Annotated in this window: 15 protein-coding genes; 6 read left to right on the top strand and 9 right to left on the bottom strand. The window is 73.8% G+C overall.

Features of this window, described 5'->3' with window-relative positions:
* Positions 1-8: 8 nt before the first annotated feature.
* Together ACRAKJ_RS32430 and ACRAKJ_RS32425 are read left to right on the top strand one after the other, a co-directional pair.
* A complete protein-coding gene (locus ACRAKJ_RS32430) occupies positions 9-830 on the top strand; it encodes a TIM barrel protein (RefSeq protein WP_438924132.1) in 822 nt (273 codons plus the stop codon).
* A 51-nt stretch (positions 831-881) separates the two neighbouring features.
* The gene (locus ACRAKJ_RS32425; protein ID WP_438924133.1) at positions 882-1982 is read left to right on the top strand and encodes a hypothetical protein; all 1101 of its coding nucleotides are present in this window, start codon (positions 882-884) and stop codon (positions 1980-1982) included.
* A gap of 27 nt (positions 1983-2009) precedes the next feature.
* Here the strand turns inward: ACRAKJ_RS32425 and ACRAKJ_RS32420 are convergent, their stop codons facing one another.
* On the bottom strand, positions 2010-2246 hold the full coding sequence (locus ACRAKJ_RS32420) for a hypothetical protein (protein WP_438924134.1): 237 nt from the start codon (positions 2244-2246) through the stop codon (positions 2010-2012).
* 128 nt (positions 2247-2374) lie between these two features.
* Here ACRAKJ_RS32420 and ACRAKJ_RS32415 point away from each other — a divergent pair, with 128 nt between their 5' ends.
* Positions 2375-2884 (top strand): hypothetical protein, encoded by a 510-nt coding sequence (locus ACRAKJ_RS32415; RefSeq protein ID WP_438924135.1) that lies wholly within the window; start codon positions 2375-2377, stop codon positions 2882-2884.
* Positions 2885-3051: 167 nt separating this feature from the next.
* Here ACRAKJ_RS32415 and ACRAKJ_RS32410 read toward each other — a convergent pair whose 3' ends face one another.
* Complete coding sequence (locus tag ACRAKJ_RS32410; protein WP_438924136.1) at positions 3052-3684, bottom strand: maleylpyruvate isomerase family mycothiol-dependent enzyme; 633 nt, start codon at positions 3682-3684, stop codon at positions 3052-3054.
* A gap of 72 nt (positions 3685-3756) precedes the next feature.
* On the opposite strand from ACRAKJ_RS32410, the gene ACRAKJ_RS32405 reads away from it, so the two are divergent.
* Positions 3757-4203, top strand: coding sequence for a hypothetical protein (locus tag ACRAKJ_RS32405; protein ID WP_438924137.1), 447 nt, complete (start codon positions 3757-3759; stop codon positions 4201-4203).
* 21 nt (positions 4204-4224) lie between these two features.
* Here ACRAKJ_RS32405 and ACRAKJ_RS32400 read toward each other — a convergent pair whose 3' ends face one another.
* From ACRAKJ_RS32400 to ACRAKJ_RS32385, 4 genes are all read right to left on the bottom strand, one after another.
* Positions 4225-5601, bottom strand: a complete 1377-nt coding sequence (locus ACRAKJ_RS32400; RefSeq protein ID WP_438924138.1) for a helix-turn-helix domain-containing protein — start codon at positions 5599-5601, stop codon at positions 4225-4227.
* A gap of 378 nt (positions 5602-5979) precedes the next feature.
* Positions 5980-6522 (bottom strand): hypothetical protein, encoded by a 543-nt coding sequence (locus ACRAKJ_RS32395; protein ID WP_438924139.1) that lies wholly within the window; start codon positions 6520-6522, stop codon positions 5980-5982.
* A 184-nt stretch (positions 6523-6706) separates the two neighbouring features.
* On the bottom strand, positions 6707-7390 hold the full coding sequence (locus ACRAKJ_RS32390; protein WP_438924140.1) for an amino acid racemase: 684 nt from the start codon (positions 7388-7390) through the stop codon (positions 6707-6709).
* A gap of 81 nt (positions 7391-7471) precedes the next feature.
* On the bottom strand, positions 7472-9412 hold the full coding sequence (locus ACRAKJ_RS32385) for an ABC transporter transmembrane domain-containing protein (protein WP_438924149.1): 1941 nt from the start codon (positions 9410-9412) through the stop codon (positions 7472-7474).
* Positions 9413-9552: 140 nt separating this feature from the next.
* Between ACRAKJ_RS32385 and ACRAKJ_RS32380 the strand changes: the two genes are divergently transcribed.
* Positions 9553-10458 (top strand): proteasome assembly chaperone family protein, encoded by a 906-nt coding sequence (locus tag ACRAKJ_RS32380; protein WP_438924150.1) that lies wholly within the window; start codon positions 9553-9555, stop codon positions 10456-10458.
* 95 nt (positions 10459-10553) lie between these two features.
* Here ACRAKJ_RS32380 and ACRAKJ_RS32375 read toward each other — a convergent pair whose 3' ends face one another.
* The 3 genes from ACRAKJ_RS32375 to ACRAKJ_RS32365 are packed head-to-tail and all read right to left on the bottom strand — an operon-like array spanning position 10554 to position 13946.
* Complete coding sequence (locus ACRAKJ_RS32375) at positions 10554-11567, bottom strand: MsnO8 family LLM class oxidoreductase (RefSeq protein ID WP_438924141.1); 1014 nt, start codon at positions 11565-11567, stop codon at positions 10554-10556.
* A 44-nt stretch (positions 11568-11611) separates the two neighbouring features.
* The gene (locus ACRAKJ_RS32370; protein WP_438924142.1) at positions 11612-12691 is read right to left on the bottom strand and encodes an acyl-CoA dehydrogenase family protein; all 1080 of its coding nucleotides are present in this window, start codon (positions 12689-12691) and stop codon (positions 11612-11614) included.
* Between the two features lie 7 nt (positions 12692-12698).
* Positions 12699-13946, bottom strand: coding sequence for a family 16 glycosylhydrolase (locus ACRAKJ_RS32365; RefSeq protein WP_438924143.1), 1248 nt, complete (start codon positions 13944-13946; stop codon positions 12699-12701).
* A gap of 137 nt (positions 13947-14083) precedes the next feature.
* On the opposite strand from ACRAKJ_RS32365, the gene paaZ reads away from it, so the two are divergent.
* Positions 14084-16108: a phenylacetic acid degradation bifunctional protein PaaZ gene (paaZ, locus tag ACRAKJ_RS32360; RefSeq protein ID WP_438924144.1), complete on the top strand. Its 2025-nt coding sequence runs from the start codon at positions 14084-14086 to the stop codon at positions 16106-16108.
* The last annotated feature ends 6 nt before the right edge of the window (positions 16109-16114 follow it).

The raw sequence follows: 16114 nt of genomic DNA, 5'->3' as shown, positions 1-16114 counted from the left end.
AGTCCCCTGTGCCCACCCGCCGCGCGTTCCTGAGCACCGCCCTGGCGACCGGAGCCGTCGCCGCCCTGCCGGCCGGCGCCTCGGCGTCGCCCCACCACCCGCACCGCCGGGTGCCGCGCCGGTCGATCAGCATCCAGCTCTACACCCTGCGCGGCATCATGGGCGACGACCCGGAGCCCGTGCTGTCCGCGCTCGCCGACATCGGCTACCGCCGCGTGGAGCTGGCCGGCACCTACGGGCGCACCGCCGCCGAGTTCGCCCGCGTCCTGCGCCGCACCGGCCTGCGCGCCACGTCCTGCCACGTGGGCATCGACGGCGACCTCGACCAGGTGATCGCCGACGCCCGCACCCTCGGCAACACCTACGTGGTCGTCCCGTGGGTGAACCACGCGACCCTGGCCGGGTGGCGGGCGTTCGCCACCCGGCTGGAGGCGGCGGGGGAGGAGCTGCGCCGCGCGGGCCTGGCCCTGGGCTACCACAACCACGCCCACGAGTTCGCCGCCGTCGAGGGCGTGCGGCCGTTCGACGTGATCACCTCGGGCACGTCGCGCCGCAACGTGCACCTCGAACTGGACCTGTACTGGGCGGTGACCGGCGGCGTGGACCCGGTCGCGCTGTACCGCGAGCACTTCCCGAGGGTCCGCCAGTTCCACGTGAAGGACCGCGCGCCCGACGGCTCGTTCGCCGACCCGGGCGAGGGCACGATCGACTTCGCCCGCATCTTCCGCTCGACGCGGGTCGCCGAGTACATCGTGGAGAACGACCAGCCCGCCGACGCCCTGGCCACCGCCCGGACCGGCTACGAGTACCTGACCGACCTGCGGTTCTGACCGGTCACCCCCCGACCGCCCGCGCCTCAGCGACCCGGAGGAGCACCGCTCGTGAGGACAGCACGCAGGACGTTCGCCCTGTTCGCGGCCCTGGTCGCGACGACCGCCCTGGGTACCGCGCCCACCTCCGCCGCCGGGAAGCCCGTGACCGACCTGGACCGGATGCTCGCCCGGCAACCGCTCGTCCGCACCGCCGACACCATCCAGGCCGAGGTCCTGCGCGGCGGTCACGCCGGGTTCGCGGGCCTCGTCCTGGAGGACGACCACGTCGCGCTGTGGTGGAAGGGCGAGGTGCCCGCCGCCGTGCGCGCCGCCGCGGCCCGGGGCGAGGCGCCGGTGGAGTTCGAGGCCGCCGCCCACTCCGACGCCGAGCTGCGCGAGGCCGCCAAGGTCCTCGACGCTCGCCGCGGACCCGCCGTGCACGCCGTCAAGGTCCCCGCGGACGGCAGCGGGCTCGTCCTCGGCGCCACCTCCGAGGCCGCCGCGCTCGGTCTCGACGCGGCCGTGGACGTGCCGGTGCGCACCGTCGTCGAGGAACCGCTGGCACCCGTGTCCCGGCAGGACGACAGCCCGCCGTGGAAGGGCGGCGCGACCATCGTGCTCGGCGGCGCGGCCTGCACGTCCGGGTTCTCCGTCCGCAACGGCGACAACGCCCGCTTCCTGCTCACCGCGGGCCACTGCGGCAACCCCGGCGTCCGCGTCACCGACCCCACCGGCGAGTACATCGGCACGGCCGGCGCCGAGCACCCCGACCACGACATCATGCTGGTGCCCACGGGCAACGTGGTGAACCAGCAGTACGTCGGCGGCGGCGACAGCAACTCCGTCGAGGTCGTGCGCGGCTGGGGCGACGTCTACACCGGCGAGTACCTGTGCCAGTCCGGCGTCACCAGCGCGCGGGAGACCGGCAACCCCGTGTGCGGCATCGAAGTCCTGTTCTTCTACGCCGACCGCGAGGACCTCGTGGAGGGCGAGCAGGTGAACGGGCAGCAGTCGGCCCGGCCGGGCGACAGCGGCGGACCGGTGTACGGGCCGTCGTCGGCGGGCGGCGTGATCGCCAAGGGCACCGTGACCCGTGCGGCGGGCGCGCGGATCGGGTTCCAGGACTTCCGGACCGCCACGCGCGACTTCGGCGTCTACATCCCCCTGTAACCCGCTGTCCCGCCGCGGCCCACGTCCCTAGATCGCGCTGTAGCCGCTCGGGGGTCGGGCGGCGTCCCCCTCCTGCCGCCCGACCCACCCGCGGTCCTGGTGCCAGCGCAGCACGTTGCCCCGCTCGGTCACCAGGCGTGCCTCGAAGGGCGCCGCCGGGTCGAGGTCCACCTCCACCCGTGCCACGGCGACACCCGCCAACTTCAGGTTCGCGACGACCGCGTCGAGGTACCGGGTCACGTCCACCGCACTGCGCGAACTCACGAGAAGCATTCGGATCGACACCCTTTCGCCGCCTGTACCCATGTTTCGGCACGGCGCGGGCCGTTCCGCAGGGACCAAAGTCCCGAATACCGGGGGACCTCGGACCCGTGCCCGATAGCGTGCGTGCCGTGACCGCGGACCTCAGTGCAGTCGAAGCGGGCGTGGCGGAGCTGGACGCCGTGCTCGAACCCATCGCGAAGCGCCCGGTGGACGTCAACGACCCGGACTGGGTGGAGAAGATGAGCGCCGCGCCCGCCCCGCTGGACGAGGCGGGCGTGCGGGCGGAGGCGGAGGCGTTGCTCGCCGAGGTGCTGGACCGCTACGCGGCCGACCCGGCGTCCCGCCCGGCCCTGCGGGCGCTGTTCGCCCGGTGCACGTCGTTCCGCTGGGCGGTGAACCGGGTGTTCCCGGCGACGACCGAGGGCGTGCGCTCGTCGTTGCTCCTGCTGTCGCTGCGCGACCTGGGGGCGGACACGAGGGACGAGGTGCTGGCCCTCCAGTCCATCGTCACGGCGGCCCACGACGCGGGCGTGCCGATCACCCCGCTGCTCCGCGAGGTGGCCGCCATGTCCGCCGACACCGACCACCACGGCATGGGCTCGACCCGGGCCCTCCTGGAAGCCGCCGCCACCACCTGACCCGCGAGTCATGCCTTCCCGACCCGCGAGTCATGCGCTCGCGACCCCTGTGTCCGGCGTTCGTGCCTAACGGTGTGAGCCGTGAACGCAGAACTCAGGGGTCCTGAGCGTTGGACTCTCGGGTCGTGAGCGCATGACTCGCGGGTCGTGAGCGTTGGACTCGCGGGTCAGTAGGTGGGCCAGGGGCCCAGGGGCGGGAGGGGTGCGGTGAGTGGGCGCTCGGGGGTACGGCCGGCCAGCCAGGCGGCCAGGTCGCGCGACGCGGCGGCGACGCGGGTGCCCCCGCCCCACGTGCGGCCGGTGTCGGTGGCGTGCAGCGAGAAGCCCTCCGGCAGCCGGGCGCGCAGGACGTCGACGACGTGGCAGGAGAACTCCGCGCCCCACTCGGCGGGGCGTACGCCCAGGTCGAGGTCGACCAGGTGGATCCACACCTCGCGCCACCGGGTGAACACCGCCGGGGCCAGGGACGGGTCGGGCCAGTCGACGGCGGCCCAGGCCCGTTCCAAGCGGGTCGCGTGCTCGGCGGTGGCGGCGCGGTGCTCCGCCGCCGAACGGGACGCGGTGGCCCCGATGACCGCGTCGCGCTCACCCGGCCCCCACATCGGCACGACCTCGCCGCGCAGCGCGTGCTCGACCACCTGGGCACGGGCCCGCGCGGCGTCCGCGAGGTGCGCCAGCACGTGGCCGCGCGTCCAGCCCGGCAGGAGCGACGGGCCGGCCACCTGCGCGTCGGTCAGGTCGTCGACGACGTGGACGAGACGCCGGTGCGCCTCGGCGACGCCGGTCAGCGGGGGAGTCACACCCCCGACGGTAGCGACGCGGTCAGCCGTTCGTGGTGGGTTGACGCGGCCGGGGGCGGGTAACAGGACGCCATGGGCGAGGTGGACGAGCGGAACGGGTTGCGGCCGGCCGAGGGCAGGCGGCCGGAGGGCGTGGACGACACGACGGTCGAGGCGGTCGGCAGGCTGACCGAGGCGCTGGAGACCACCGAACGGGCGCGCGGGCACCTGTTCTCGTTCCACCAGCTCACCGGCACCGCCGACATCCAGGCCCAGGAGGCCGTGCGGCTGCTGCGCGAGGCGGGGCACGACGACCTGGCCGACCGGCTGGACGCCGAGCTGGTCGGCCGCAACGTGGTGCACGGCCGGTGGACGTTCCAGCTGGTCGAGGACTACGACGACGGCTACTACCGCGCGTTCCGCGACCGGGAGCGCGAGGTGCGGGAGCGGCTGCTCGGCGGCGCGCGGCACGTGTACGAGGCCGAGATGAAGCAGCGCAACACCACGACGGGGCTGCCGGGGCACGAGCTGAACCCCTGACCCCGCCCGGTCCGGCGCAGATCAGGTCCGCGCCGCCGAGGTCCGCGCCGCCGGGGGGTGCGCCGCCGGAGGTCGGGCCGCCGGGGGGCGGGTCGCCTGAGGTGGCGCGTCGCGGTCGCGGTCCAGCAGCCGGCGGGTGCGCAGCGCGATCTCCAGCGCGAGCCGCTCGTCGGGGTCGGCGAGCCGGTCGCCCAGCAGCTCCTCCAGCTGGTGCATCCGGTAGCGGACGGTCTGCGGGTGCACGTCGAGCCGGGTGGCGATCTCGCCGATGCCGCCGCGCGTCTCCAGCCACGCCAGCAGCGTCGTCTCCAGCCGTTCCCGCTGCTTCACGGTCAGCCCGGCGAACGCGGCGAGCGCCCGTTCGCCGAGCCTGCCCACCAGGAACTCGTCGGCCAGCAGCGCCAGTGTGGCCAGGTGCTCGTCGCACGAGGTGAGCGGCACGGCGGGCAGCACGCCCCGCCGCACGAGCCCGAGGGCGCGCCGGGCGACCGCGAGCGACCGCCGCGCGTCGGCGAGCGGGACGGTGGGCCCCACGGCGCCGCGCCGGCCGCGCAGGTCCAGTTCCGGCCCGCCGCGCGGGTTCGCGACCACCAGGCACGGCGCAGGGCTCTCCAGGTCCACGAGCACGTCCCGGCCGAGCGATACCGGCGGCAGGCGGTGCTGGTCCTCCCGGTACTCCAGGGCGACCGCGGCGACCCGCTCGGGCAGCGGCCAGTCGGCCGTGCCGGCGAGGTCCGCCACCGCCCGGGGCGACGCGGGCCGGTCGGCGAGCACCAGTTCGAGCAGCTGCCGCCGCCGGCGCTCCAGCGCGCCGCCGGCGTTGGCCTGGGCCTCGGCGAAGCCCTCGACGGCGACCCGGCACAGCTCGTCGACCCACGCGAAGACCGCGTCGGCGAGGGCGAACAGGGTGTCGGTCGGCACGCCCAGGTCGCGGCCGTGCCGGCTCAGGTGCCGCCACACCACGCGCGCGCCGACCCGCACCGCGGTCTGCAACGAGTCCGTGGTGCGGCCTTCGAGGAACTCGATGCGCCCGCTGCGGCGCAGCACGTCCTCCCAGTCGCCCCCGTCCGCGTCGGGGTCGGTGATCCGGTCGAAGCACTTCACGATCGCCATCTCAACCGCGCCCACGAGGACCTCGCGGAACTTGCCCTCCAGCGGTTGCGCGTAGGCGGGCACCACCCGGCGGATCTCGCGCACCGCGTCCCGCACCATGACGCCGGACAGGGGCGCCATCTTCTCGGCCAGTTCGGTCGGGACCGCGGACCAGAGCCGCAGCGCCGCGCTGTGCCCGGTCGTCCGGGGGTGCCCGGCCGTCCGGGGGTCCTCGGTCGTCCGGGGGTCCGCGCTCCTCGGGAACGCCCGCTGCCGCACCAACCCGCCGTTCGGTGGGATCGCCATGCTGCCGCCTCCGCCGGGCGGAGCGCCACCTTGGGGCTCCGCCCGGCTGACGATAAATTCAGCCGGGACGGCGTGTCAAATATTCTTCGCGCCACCCTGATGTCATTCACTCTTTCGAGTGATGACAAAGTTGTAGCGGGATCACAACTCCGGTTTTCGGAACACGCATACACGTGACAAGACAATGCGCTGACCTGCTGTGACGTTACCAGGCAATGCGTTGGGCATTACCCGTTCGCGCCGCGCACGACTTTGGTGGGTTCCTCCCCGGAGTGCGCCGGGAATGCGCCGACCTGACCGGGTTCGGCGGGGCCGTCCGGTCCGGACCGGAAAAACCCCGGCATTCGCCCGACGGCGCACCGCGCATTGTGCCCCGGGCTACTCCTCGTCCTTCTCCTCGCCGCGGCGGCGCATCCAGGTGAAGCCGGGGATGCCGATGATCGCCTGGCGCAGGTCGTTGGTCACCTCCAGCAGCTGGTGGATGTCCGGGCCGACGCGGTCGAGCGTGGACAGGATGGGCAGCACGTCGTCGATCAGGTGCCGGGTCAGCACCGGCAGCCGGTCCACCAGCTCGACGGCGGCGTCCACCTCCTGCGGCGACAGCTCGTCGACGAACCGCTGCGCCAGCGGGTGCGCCTTCTGCGCGAGCGGCGCGTAGTCGTCCACCAGCTCCCGCGACGTGCGCGCGATGCGGCCCACGTCAGTGGTCACGGCCTCGGCCGCGGCCGTGACCGCACGCGCCCGCCCGATCAGCGACTCCGTCTCGTCCACCACCCGTTCGGTGCGCGAGACCAGGTCGTCGGCCCGGCGCACCACGGACTCGGCCGCGCCCAGCAGGTCGAGCACGCGGCCGGGCACGGACACAGCGGTCTCCACGGTGGTCCTCGCCAGGGAGAACAGGGCGCGCGGGGTCAGCTCCATGCCACCACTCTGCCGTACCGGGACGGACCGGACCGCGCGGCGAACCTCGTCCGAAGTCGTCCAGGCCAATTGCAGTGATCCGCGCCACCACCTCGACACCCCTGGAACCGTGCGGGAACGGCGCTGCGGTGACCAGCGCTTCGGCGCGAGCACGAACACCGTCGCGCTGACGACCGGGGAGACCCTAGGCGAGCGCCAGGTCCACGCCCGCCTCCACGTGCAGGCGGGTCGAGTCCACCAGCGGCACGGTCGCGTCCGAGGCGTCCACGAGCAGGGTGATCTCCGTGCAGCCGAGGACCACGGCCTCCGCGCCGCGCTCCACCAGGCGCGCCATCACCTCCCGGTACGCGGCGCGCGAGGCGGGCTCCACCCGGTTGCGCGTCAGCTCCTCGTAGATGACGTCGTGCACGAGCGTGCGGTCCGGCTCGTCGGGCACGACCACCTCGATGCCGTGCCCGCGCATCCGGTCGCGGTAGAAGTCCTGCTCCATGGTGAACCGGGTGCCGAGCAGGCCGACCTTCCGGTACCCCGCGAGGCGCCGCGCGGTGGCGTCCACGATGTGCACGAACGGCACGTCGATCGCGTCCGTGATCGCGTCGGCCACCTTGTGCATGGTGTTCGTGCACAGCAGCACCAGGTCGGCGCCCGCGCCCTCCAGCCGCCGCGCCGCGTCGGCCAGCAGCTCGCCCGACCGCTCCCACCGCCCGGTCCGCTGGAGCTCCTCGACCTCCGCGAAGTCGACCGTCAGCAGCAGGCTCGGCGCGCAGTGGTGGCCGCCCAGCCGACGCCGCGTCTCCTCGTTGAGCAGCCGGTAGTACTCGGCCGACGACTCCCAGCTCATGCCGCCGATCAACCCGATGGTCCGCATGGCGCGATCCTGCCCTGTCACCCCGTCCGGAGCAGCGGATTTTCCCGGCGACGACGCGCCCCGCCCACCCGCCGGGCACGCCTAGCTCGCGCTGGTGGCGGCCTCCTCCCGCTGCCCGGTCTCCTCCCGCTGCCCGGTCTCCTCCCGCTGCCCGGTCTCCTCCCGCCGCCCGGCCGGTTCGGTCCCCTCGTCGGCGAACTGCGTCCGGTACAGCTCCTCGTAGCGCCCGCCGGCGGCGAGCAGCTCGGCGTGCGTGCCGCGCTCCACCACCCGGCCCGACTCGACCACCAGGATCAGGTCGGCCGCCCGGACCGTCGACAGCCGGTGCGCGATCACCACCGCGGTCCGCCCCTCCAGCGCCTCGCCCAGCGCGGCCTGCACGGCGGCCTCCGACGTGGAGTCCAGGTGCGCGGTCGCCTCGTCCAGCACCACCACGCGCGGCCTGGCCAGCAGCAGCCGGGCGATCGTCAACCGCTGCCGCTCGCCACCGGACAGCCGGTAGCCGCGTTCGCCGACCACCGTGTCCAGCCCGTCGGGCAGCGACGCCACCAGGTCCGCCAACCGGGACCGCCGCAGCACGTCCCACAGCTCGTCGTCCTCCGCGTCCGGCCGCGCGAACAGCAGGTTCGACCGGATCGACTCGTGGAACAGGTGACCGTCCTGCGTCACCACGCCCAGCGCGTCGCGCACCGAAGCCTGGGTCAGCTCGCGGACGTCCACCCCGGACAGCCGCACCGCGCCCGAGTCCACGTCGTACAGCCGGGGCAGCAGCGAGGCGATCGTGGACTTGCCCGCACCCGACGACCCCACCAGCGCCACCACCTGACCCGGTTCGGCGCGGAACGACACGCCGTGCAGCACCTCCTCGCCGCCGCGGCCGTCGAGCACCGCGACCTCCTCCAGCGAGGCCAGCGACACCTTGTCCGCCGCCGGGTAGGCGAACCGGACGTCGTCGAACTCGACCGCCACCGGCCCGTCCGGCACCGGCCGCGCGTCGGGCGCCTCGCGGACCAGCGGCTCCAGGTCCAGCACCTCGAAGACCCGCTCGAAGCTCACCAGCGCGCTCATCACCTCGACCCGGGCACTGGCCAGCGCGGTCAGCGGCGCGTACAGCCTGGTCAGCAGCAGCGCCAGCGCCACCACCGCGCCGGGGTCGAGCTGCCCGCGCAGCGCGTAGAACCCGCCCAGCCCGTACACCAGGGCCAGCGCCAGCGCCGACACCAGCGTCAACGCGGTCAGGAACACCGTCTGCACCATCGCCGAGCGCACCCCGATGTCGCGCACCCGGCGCGCCCGCGCGGCGAACTCGGCCGACTCGCGCGCCGGCCGGCCGAACAGCTTCACCAGCGTCGCGCCCGGCGCGGAGAACCGCTCGGTCATCTGCGTGCTCATCATCGCGTTGTGGTCGGCGGCCTCGCGCTCCAGCCGCGCCAGGCGCGACCCCATCCGCCGCGCGGGGACGACGAACACCGGCAGCAGCACCAGCGCGAGCAGCGTGATCTGCCAGGACAGGCTGACCATCACCACCAGCGTGAGCGCCAGCGTCACCACGTTGCCCGCCACGCTCGACAGGGTGTCGCTGAACGCCCGCTGCGCGCCGATCACGTCGTTGTTGAGCCTGCTGACCAGCGCGCCGGTGCGGGTGCGGGTGAAGAACGCGACGGGCATCCGCTGCACGTGGTCGTACACCGTGGTCCGCAGGTCGAGGATGAGGCCCTCGCCGAGGCTCGCCGACAGCCACCGCGTCACCAGGCCCAACCCGGCCTCGGCGACCGCGATGGCCGCGATGACCCCCGCCAGCGCCAGCACCACCTCCGGCGCCGAGCCGTTGACGATCGCGTTCACCACCCGGCCCGCGAGCACCGGCGTGACCACCGCCAGCACCGCGCCCACCACGCTCAGCGCCAGGTAGCGGAACAGCCGGGCGCGGTGCGGTCGGGCGAAGTCCCGTATTCGCCGCAGCGTGGCCGCCGAGAACGGCCGCTTCTCGTCCTGCGCGTTCGCGACGTGGTAGAGCGACATCCAGGCGGTGGTCTCCATGTCCATGACGGGGACCGTAGGACCTGGAGCGGACTGGAGGTCAACCGTTTCCGGGAATGCCCGGCGGCCCCCCGGCGTTGAGCGGGAGAAGACCGCACGTGGAACATCAGGGGAGGCACGACGTGGCGCAGGACCCGGAGGAGCTGTTCGAGGTCGACTCCGACGTCCCGGACCTGAGCGGAGCGGTGCTGCTGCACCACTTCGACGGTTTCATGGACGCCGGGTCGGCCGGTTCGACGCTCGTGGAGCACCTGCTCGAGGCGCACGAGCACCGGGTCGTCGCCCGGTTCGACGTCGACGACCTGATCGACTACCGCGCGCGGCGGCCGACGATGACCTACGCCACCGACCGGTGGGAGGACTACGCCGCGCCCGAGCTGGTCGTGCACCTGCTGCACGACGCGGTCGGCACGCCGTTCCTGCTGATGACCGGCCCGGAGCCGGACCGTCGCTGGGAGGCGGTCGTGGCCGCGGTGCGGTCGCTGGTCGAGCGGTGGGGCGTGCGGCTGGCGGTGGGCTTCCACGGCATCCCGATGGGCGTCCCGCACACCCGCAAGCTGTCCGTGATCTCGCACGCCACCAGGCCGGACCTGGTCGGTGAGAAGTCGCCGTTCAACCGGGTGCAGGTGCCGGGCAACCTGTCGGCGCTGCTGGAGCTGCGCCTCGGGCAGGCCGGGCTCGACGCCATGGGCTTCGCCGCCTACGTGCCGCACTACCTCGCGCAGGGCGCCTACCCGGCCGCCGCGCTCGGGCTGCTCCAGGCCGTGACGAAGGCGACGGGCCTGGTGGTCCAGGCGGCCGAGCTGAACGAGGCCGCGCGGCGCACCGACGCCGAGATCGCGCGCCAGGTGTCCGAGTCGGCCGAGGTGGCGCAGGTCGTGGAGGCGTTGGAGCGGCAGTACGACGCGTTCGCCGAGGCGTCCGAGAAGGCGGAGAACCTGCTGATCGGCGAGGACGAGGAGCTGCCCAGCGCGGACGAGCTGGGAGCCGAGTTCGAGCGCTTCCTGGCCGAACAACAACGCGACTGACCCGAGAGTCCAACGCTCAGGTCCCGAGAGTCCAACCTCCAGGCCCTCTGAGTTCTTCATTCAGGCATACCGGCCGGTCGGTCCGAATGAAGAACTCAGAGGGCCTGGGCGTTGGACTCTCGGGGCCTGGAGGTTGGACTCTCGGGGAGGGTGGTGGCGAGGAGGCGGTAGGAGGTCAGGAGGGCTTCGCGGTCGTGGGTGCTGGTGGTGACCAGGACCTCGTCGGCCCCGGTGCGCCCCACCAGGGCGGTCAGGGACTCGGCGACCTCGGGCGGGGTGCCGTGCACGTGGCCTCGGAGCGCCTGCTCGAAGTAGGCGCGCTCACGGGCGGTCATCCGGGTGGACAGGACGTCGTCCGGCGCGACCAGGGGCGGGAACTCGCCGCGGGTGCGCGACGACGCCATCGCCCACGCCTCCGGCAGCAGCAGCCGCCACGCCTCCTCGGCGGTCCCGGCCACGGCGACGGTGGCGGAGACGACCACGTACGGCTCGGCCGCCCAGGGTGACGGGGTGAAGCCGTCGCGGTAGGCGTCGATCGACCGGAGCATGGCCTCCTCGCCCCGGAACGCGCCGATCACCAGCGGCACGCCTTGGGCCGCCGCGACGAGCGCGCCGGCACCGGTGGCCAGCACGAACGGCGACGCGGGCAGGCCGTGCGCCGGGTAGCCGCGCACCGCCCGGTCGCCGAGGAAGTAGCCGAGCAGCTCCGCGAGCCGCGGCCCGAACTCCTCCGCGTCCTCCCGGTCGTGCCCGAGGGCCTTGCGGACGGCGTCGATGAACCCCACCGAACGCCCCAGCCCCATGTCGATGCGCCCCGGGAACAGCGATTCGAGCACGCCGAACTGCTCGGCCACCACCAGCGGCTGGTGGTTGGGCAGCATCACGCCGCCCGTGCCCACCCGGATGCGGGAGGTGGCGGCGGCGACCGCGGCGGCCAGCACGGTGGGCGCCGACCCGGCCACGCCCGGCACGCCGTGGTGCTCGGACACCCAGAACCGGTGGTAGCCCAGCTCCTCGACCTGCCGGGCGAACGCGACCGTGTCGCGCAGGGCCTCGGCGTGGGTGTGCCCGGCGCGCACCCGCGAGCGGTCCAGCACCGAGAGCTTCACACCCCGTGCAACGGCCCCGCCGCCGGGCGAATTCCGCGGGGGGCTCAGAGGCGGGTGGTGTCCACCGGCACGTCCAGCCGGACCTTGGCGTAGGTCTCGAAGTGCCGCCGCGACACCATCGCGTGCTGCGCGGCCACGTGGGCGTCGCGCAGGCAGCGCTGGAGGGGCGAGTCCTCGAACACGGAGCTGCCGCCGCCCGCGCCGAACGCGAGCCGGGTCACCTCGGTGGCCTCCGCCGCCGCGTGCGAGCACGCCAGGCGCAGCCGGGCGCGGTTCCCGGTGCCCGCCGGCACGCCCGCCACCGCGTCGGCCCACCGGGCGTCGACCTCGGCCCGCAGGAACGCCCGCGCCGCGGACAGCCGCGCCTCGGCGGTGGCCAGGTCGAGCTGCGCGCCGGTCTCGGTGGCCAGCACGGAGGTGGCGTACTGCCGGGTCTTGACGCGGGCCAGCGCCTCGACCTCCTCGACGGCCCGCGCGGCGATGCCGAGGGCCACGGTCGCGACGCCCACGGCCAGGAAGGCGAGGAACGGGAACCGCGCGAGCGGCGCGTCCACGGACGACGCGGCGGGCCAGACCTGCCGGCGGGCGGGCACGAAGGCGTCGGCGACCTCCCACTCGTGGGAGGAGGTGGCCCGCAGGCCCGCGGCGTGCCAGGTGTCGTGCACGGTGACGTCGGCGGCCGGGAAGACCGCCAGGCGCGGTCCGGCCTCGGTCACCACGCCGCCCACGACCCAGTCGCACAGCGGCACGGCGCTGCCCCAGCCCCACCGGCCGGTGACGCGGTGGCCGCCGTCGACGGCGACGGCCCGGCCGAGCGGTGCCGCGGTGCCCGCGACGACCGATCCCGGGGGCCCGAAGACCTCCTCGGCCGTCTCGGGCGGGAGGTACCAGGCGAGCGACGAGGTGGCGCTGGTCGTCATGGCGGTCCAGCCGGCCGAGCCGTCGGCCCGGGCCAGCTCCTCCAGCTCGGCCACCCAGGTGGGCAGGTCGAGCCCGCGCCCGCCGAGGGAGGCGGGCGCGAGCATCCGCGTCGCGCCCGCCTCGACCATCGCCGTCACGACCGCCGGGGAGAGTCGCCGGTCGCGTTCGGACTTGGCCGCCTCGGCCCTGATCAGTGGGTGCACCCGCTGATCATGCCGCAACGTTCCACTTCTGGTTGGCGGCCCCGGTGCAGGTCCAGATCTGCAACCTGGTCCCGTTGGCGGAGCTGCTGTTCTGCGCGTCCAGGCACTTGTTCGCCTGGATGTTCACGATGTCGTTCGCGCCGCTGACGGCCCACCGCTGCGCGCCGGAGCCGTTGCAGTCCCACAGCTGCACGAGCGTGCCGTCGGCGGTGCCGCCGGACGCCGCGTCGAGGCACTTGCCCAGGGCGCGGATCGTGTCGCCCTGGCGGGTCCACTGCTGGGCGTTGGTGCCGTTGCAGTCGTAGAGCTGCACGGGGGTGCCGTTGGCGGTGTTCGCCCCGGCCACGTCCACGCACTTGCCGCCGATGCCGGTGATCCGGTTGCCGCCCGCGGGCGGGTTGCCGTCGAGCGTCGACACGCGGACGTAGTCGATCAGGAACTGCTGCGGGAACGTGGTGCTCGCGTCCGGGTAGCCCGGCCACTCGCCGCCGACCGCGAGGTTCAGGATGATGAAGAACGGCTTGTTGAACACCCACTGGTTGCCGCCGACGTCGGCGGGCGTGCGGCGCTGGTAGACGGTGCCGTCCACGGACCACGCGATGCCCTGCGGCGTCCACTCGACCGCGAAGGTGTGGAAGCCGTCGGCGAAGTTCGGGCCGTTGAACGGCGCGCCGATGCCGCCCGCGCCCGAGTAGCCGGGGCCGTGGATGGTGCCGTACACGGTGTCGAGGTCGTGGCCCAGGAACTCCATGATGTCGATCTCACCGCTGCCGGGCCACGGGTTGCCGGAGTTGATGTCCTGGCCGAGCATCCAGAACGCGGGCCAGATCCCCTTGCCGCGCGGCATCTTCATCCGCGCCTCCACCTTGCCGTAGGTGGTGGTGAACTTGCCCGCGGTGTTGATCCGCGCGGAGGTGTACTCGCAGCGGCCGTACCAGCACTGGTAGTTGCCCGGGTTCTCCTTGCGGGCGGTGATCACCAGGTTGCCCGCGCCGTCCATCGCCGCGTTGCTCGCGGAGTTGGTGTACCACTGGTTCTCGCGGTTGTTGCCGTTGTTGTTGCCGGTCTCGGTGTTCCACTTGGAACCGTCGACCCGCGTGCCGGCGGCGCCGTTGAACTCCTCGGCGAACGTCACCGCCATCGTCCCCACGCCGGGGTCGGCGGCGGGTGACGGCGCGGCCCCCACCTGCGAGGCCGGTACCGCGAGCGCGCTGAAGGCGAGCGCGACCGCACTCACCACCACTCGTGTCCTCATCGACACTCCCTTCACTTTGGCGGCGGCCAGGTCGGAACTTACTGCATCACCTTTAATCAAGTCACGATGAAAGTGCGGGCGCTTTACTGTCGGTCATGCCGGGACACCCACCGGCCCGACGAGGAGGTCGACACCCCATGGCCAAGCTGCGCAGCTACGTGTCCGGACGCTGGCACACCCCGGACGCCGACGGCGCACCGCTGCACGACGCCGTGACCGGCGAGGAGATCACCCGCATCTCGTCCGCCGGCATCGACATGGCGGCGGCCCTGGACCACGGCAGGCGCGTCGGCGGCCCCGCGCTGCGCGAGCTGACGTTCCACCAGCGCGCCGCCCTGCTCAAGGCGCTGGCCTCGCACCTGCGCGAGCACCGCGACGAGCTGTACGCCCTGTCCGCCCGCACCGGCGCCACGAGGACGGACTCGCTGGTCGACGTCGACGGCGGCATCGGCGTGCTGTTCGGCTACGCGAGCAAGGGCAAGCGCGAGCTGCCCAACGACAGGGTCTACGTCGACGGCGCGGTGGAGCCCCTCAGTCGCGGCGGCACGTTCGTCGGCCAGCACGTCGCCACCCCGCTGCGCGGTGTCGCGGTGCAGGTCAACGCCTTCAACTTCCCCGTCTGGGGGCCGCTGGAGAAGTTCGCCCCGGCGTTCCTCGCGGGCGTCCCGTCGCTGGTCAAGCCCGCCTCGCAGACCGCGTACGTCACGGAGAAGCTGGTCGAGCTGGTGATCGCCTCCGGGCTGCTCCCGGAGGGCTCCCTCCAGCTCGTCTCGGGCGGCGCGGGCGACCTGCTCGACCACCTCACCCCGCAGGACCTGGTCGGGTTCACCGGCTCCGCGTCCACCGCCCAGCTGCTGCGCACCCACCCCGCGGTGATCCGCCACGGCGTGCGCTTCAACGCCGAGGCCGACTCGCTGAACTGCTCGATCCTCGGCCCGGACGCGGTCGAGGGCACGCCCGAGTTCGACCTGTTCGTCAAGCAGCTCGTCACCGAGATGACGGTCAAGGCCGGCCAGAAGTGCACCGCGATCCGGCGCGCCCTGGTCCCCTCGAACCTGCTGGACGCCGTCGCCGGGGCGGCGAGCGCCCGCCTGGCGAAGGTCGTCGTCGGCAACCCCGCCAACGAGACCGTGCGGATGGGCGCGCTGGCCGGGCTGGAGCAGCGCGAGGAGGTCCGGCGCTCGCTCAAGGCGCTGCTGGAGGTCGGCGAGGTCGTCTTCGGCTCGCCCGACCGGGTGGACGTGGTGGACGCCGACCCCGAGCGCGGCGCGTTCCTGTCGCCGGTGCTGCTCAAGGCCGACCCCGACCACGCCCAGCCGCACGAGGTCGAGGCGTTCGGCCCCGTCTCCACGCTGATGGCCTACGACGGCGTCGAGCACGCCGTGGAGCTGGCCGCGCGCGGCTCGGGCAGCCTCGTCGGCTCCGTCGTCACCCACGACCTCGACTTCGCGCGCGAGGTCGTGCTGGGCGTGGCCCCGTGGCACGGCCGCGTCCTGGTGCTCGACCGCGACGACGCGAAGGAGTCCACCGGCCACGGCTCGCCGCTCCCGGCGCTCGTCCACGGCGGCCCCGGCCGCGCGGGCGGCGGCGAGGAGATGGGCGGCATCCGCGGCGTGCTGCACCACATGCAGCGCACCGCCGTGCAGGGCAGCCCCCGCGTGCTCGGCGCCGTCACCGGCCGGTGGGTCGCGGGCGCGCCGCGCACCGAGTCCGACGTGCACCCGTTCCGCAAGTCGCTGCGCGAGCTGAAGGTCGGCGACTCCGTCGTCGCCGGGCCGCGCACCGTGACGCTGGAGGACGTCGAGCACTTCGCCGAGTTCACCGGCGACACGTTCTACGCGCACACCGACGAGGAGGCCGCGGCGGCGAACCCGTTCTTCGGCGGCCGGGTCGCGCACGGCTACCTCGTGGTGTCGTTCGCGGCGGGCCTGTTCGTCTCGCCCGAGCCGGGACCCGTGCTGGCCAACTACGGCCTGGAGAACCTGCGGTTCCTCACGCCCGTGTTCCCCGGCGACGAGCTGACCGTGACGCTGACCGCGAAGCAGGTCACGCCCCGCGAGGACCAGGACTACGGCGAGGTGCGCTGGGACGCCGACGTGGTCAACCAGAAGGGCGAGTCGGTCGCCAGGTACGACGTGCTCACGCTGGTGGCCAAGCGGTAGGAAACC

Source organism: Saccharothrix sp. DSM 118769, assembly GCF_052936295.1.
The sequence above is the reverse complement of the archived record's forward strand: the minus strand, read 5'-3'. Positions and strand labels throughout refer to the sequence as shown.

What these genes read in the sequence shown, in the direction of transcription:
- ACRAKJ_RS32385 (WP_438924149.1), bottom strand. Translation starts at nt 9,412, where the DNA reads ATGTCGCTCTACCACGTCGCGAACGCGCAGGACGAGAAGCGGCCGTTC.
- ACRAKJ_RS32390 (WP_438924140.1), bottom strand. Translation starts at nt 7,390, where the DNA reads ATGCGGACCATCGGGTTGATCGGCGGCATGAGCTGGGAGTCGTCGGCC.
- ACRAKJ_RS32405 (WP_438924137.1), top strand. Translation starts at nt 3,757, where the DNA reads ATGGGCGAGGTGGACGAGCGGAACGGGTTGCGGCCGGCCGAGGGCAGG.
- ACRAKJ_RS32365 (WP_438924143.1), bottom strand. Translation starts at nt 13,946, where the DNA reads ATGAGGACACGAGTGGTGGTGAGTGCGGTCGCGCTCGCCTTCAGCGCG.
- ACRAKJ_RS32395 (WP_438924139.1), bottom strand. Translation starts at nt 6,522, where the DNA reads ATGGAGCTGACCCCGCGCGCCCTGTTCTCCCTGGCGAGGACCACCGTG.
- ACRAKJ_RS32400 (WP_438924138.1), bottom strand. Translation starts at nt 5,601, where the DNA reads ATGGCGATCCCACCGAACGGCGGGTTGGTGCGGCAGCGGGCGTTCCCG.
- paaZ (WP_438924144.1), top strand. Translation starts at nt 14,084, where the DNA reads ATGGCCAAGCTGCGCAGCTACGTGTCCGGACGCTGGCACACCCCGGAC.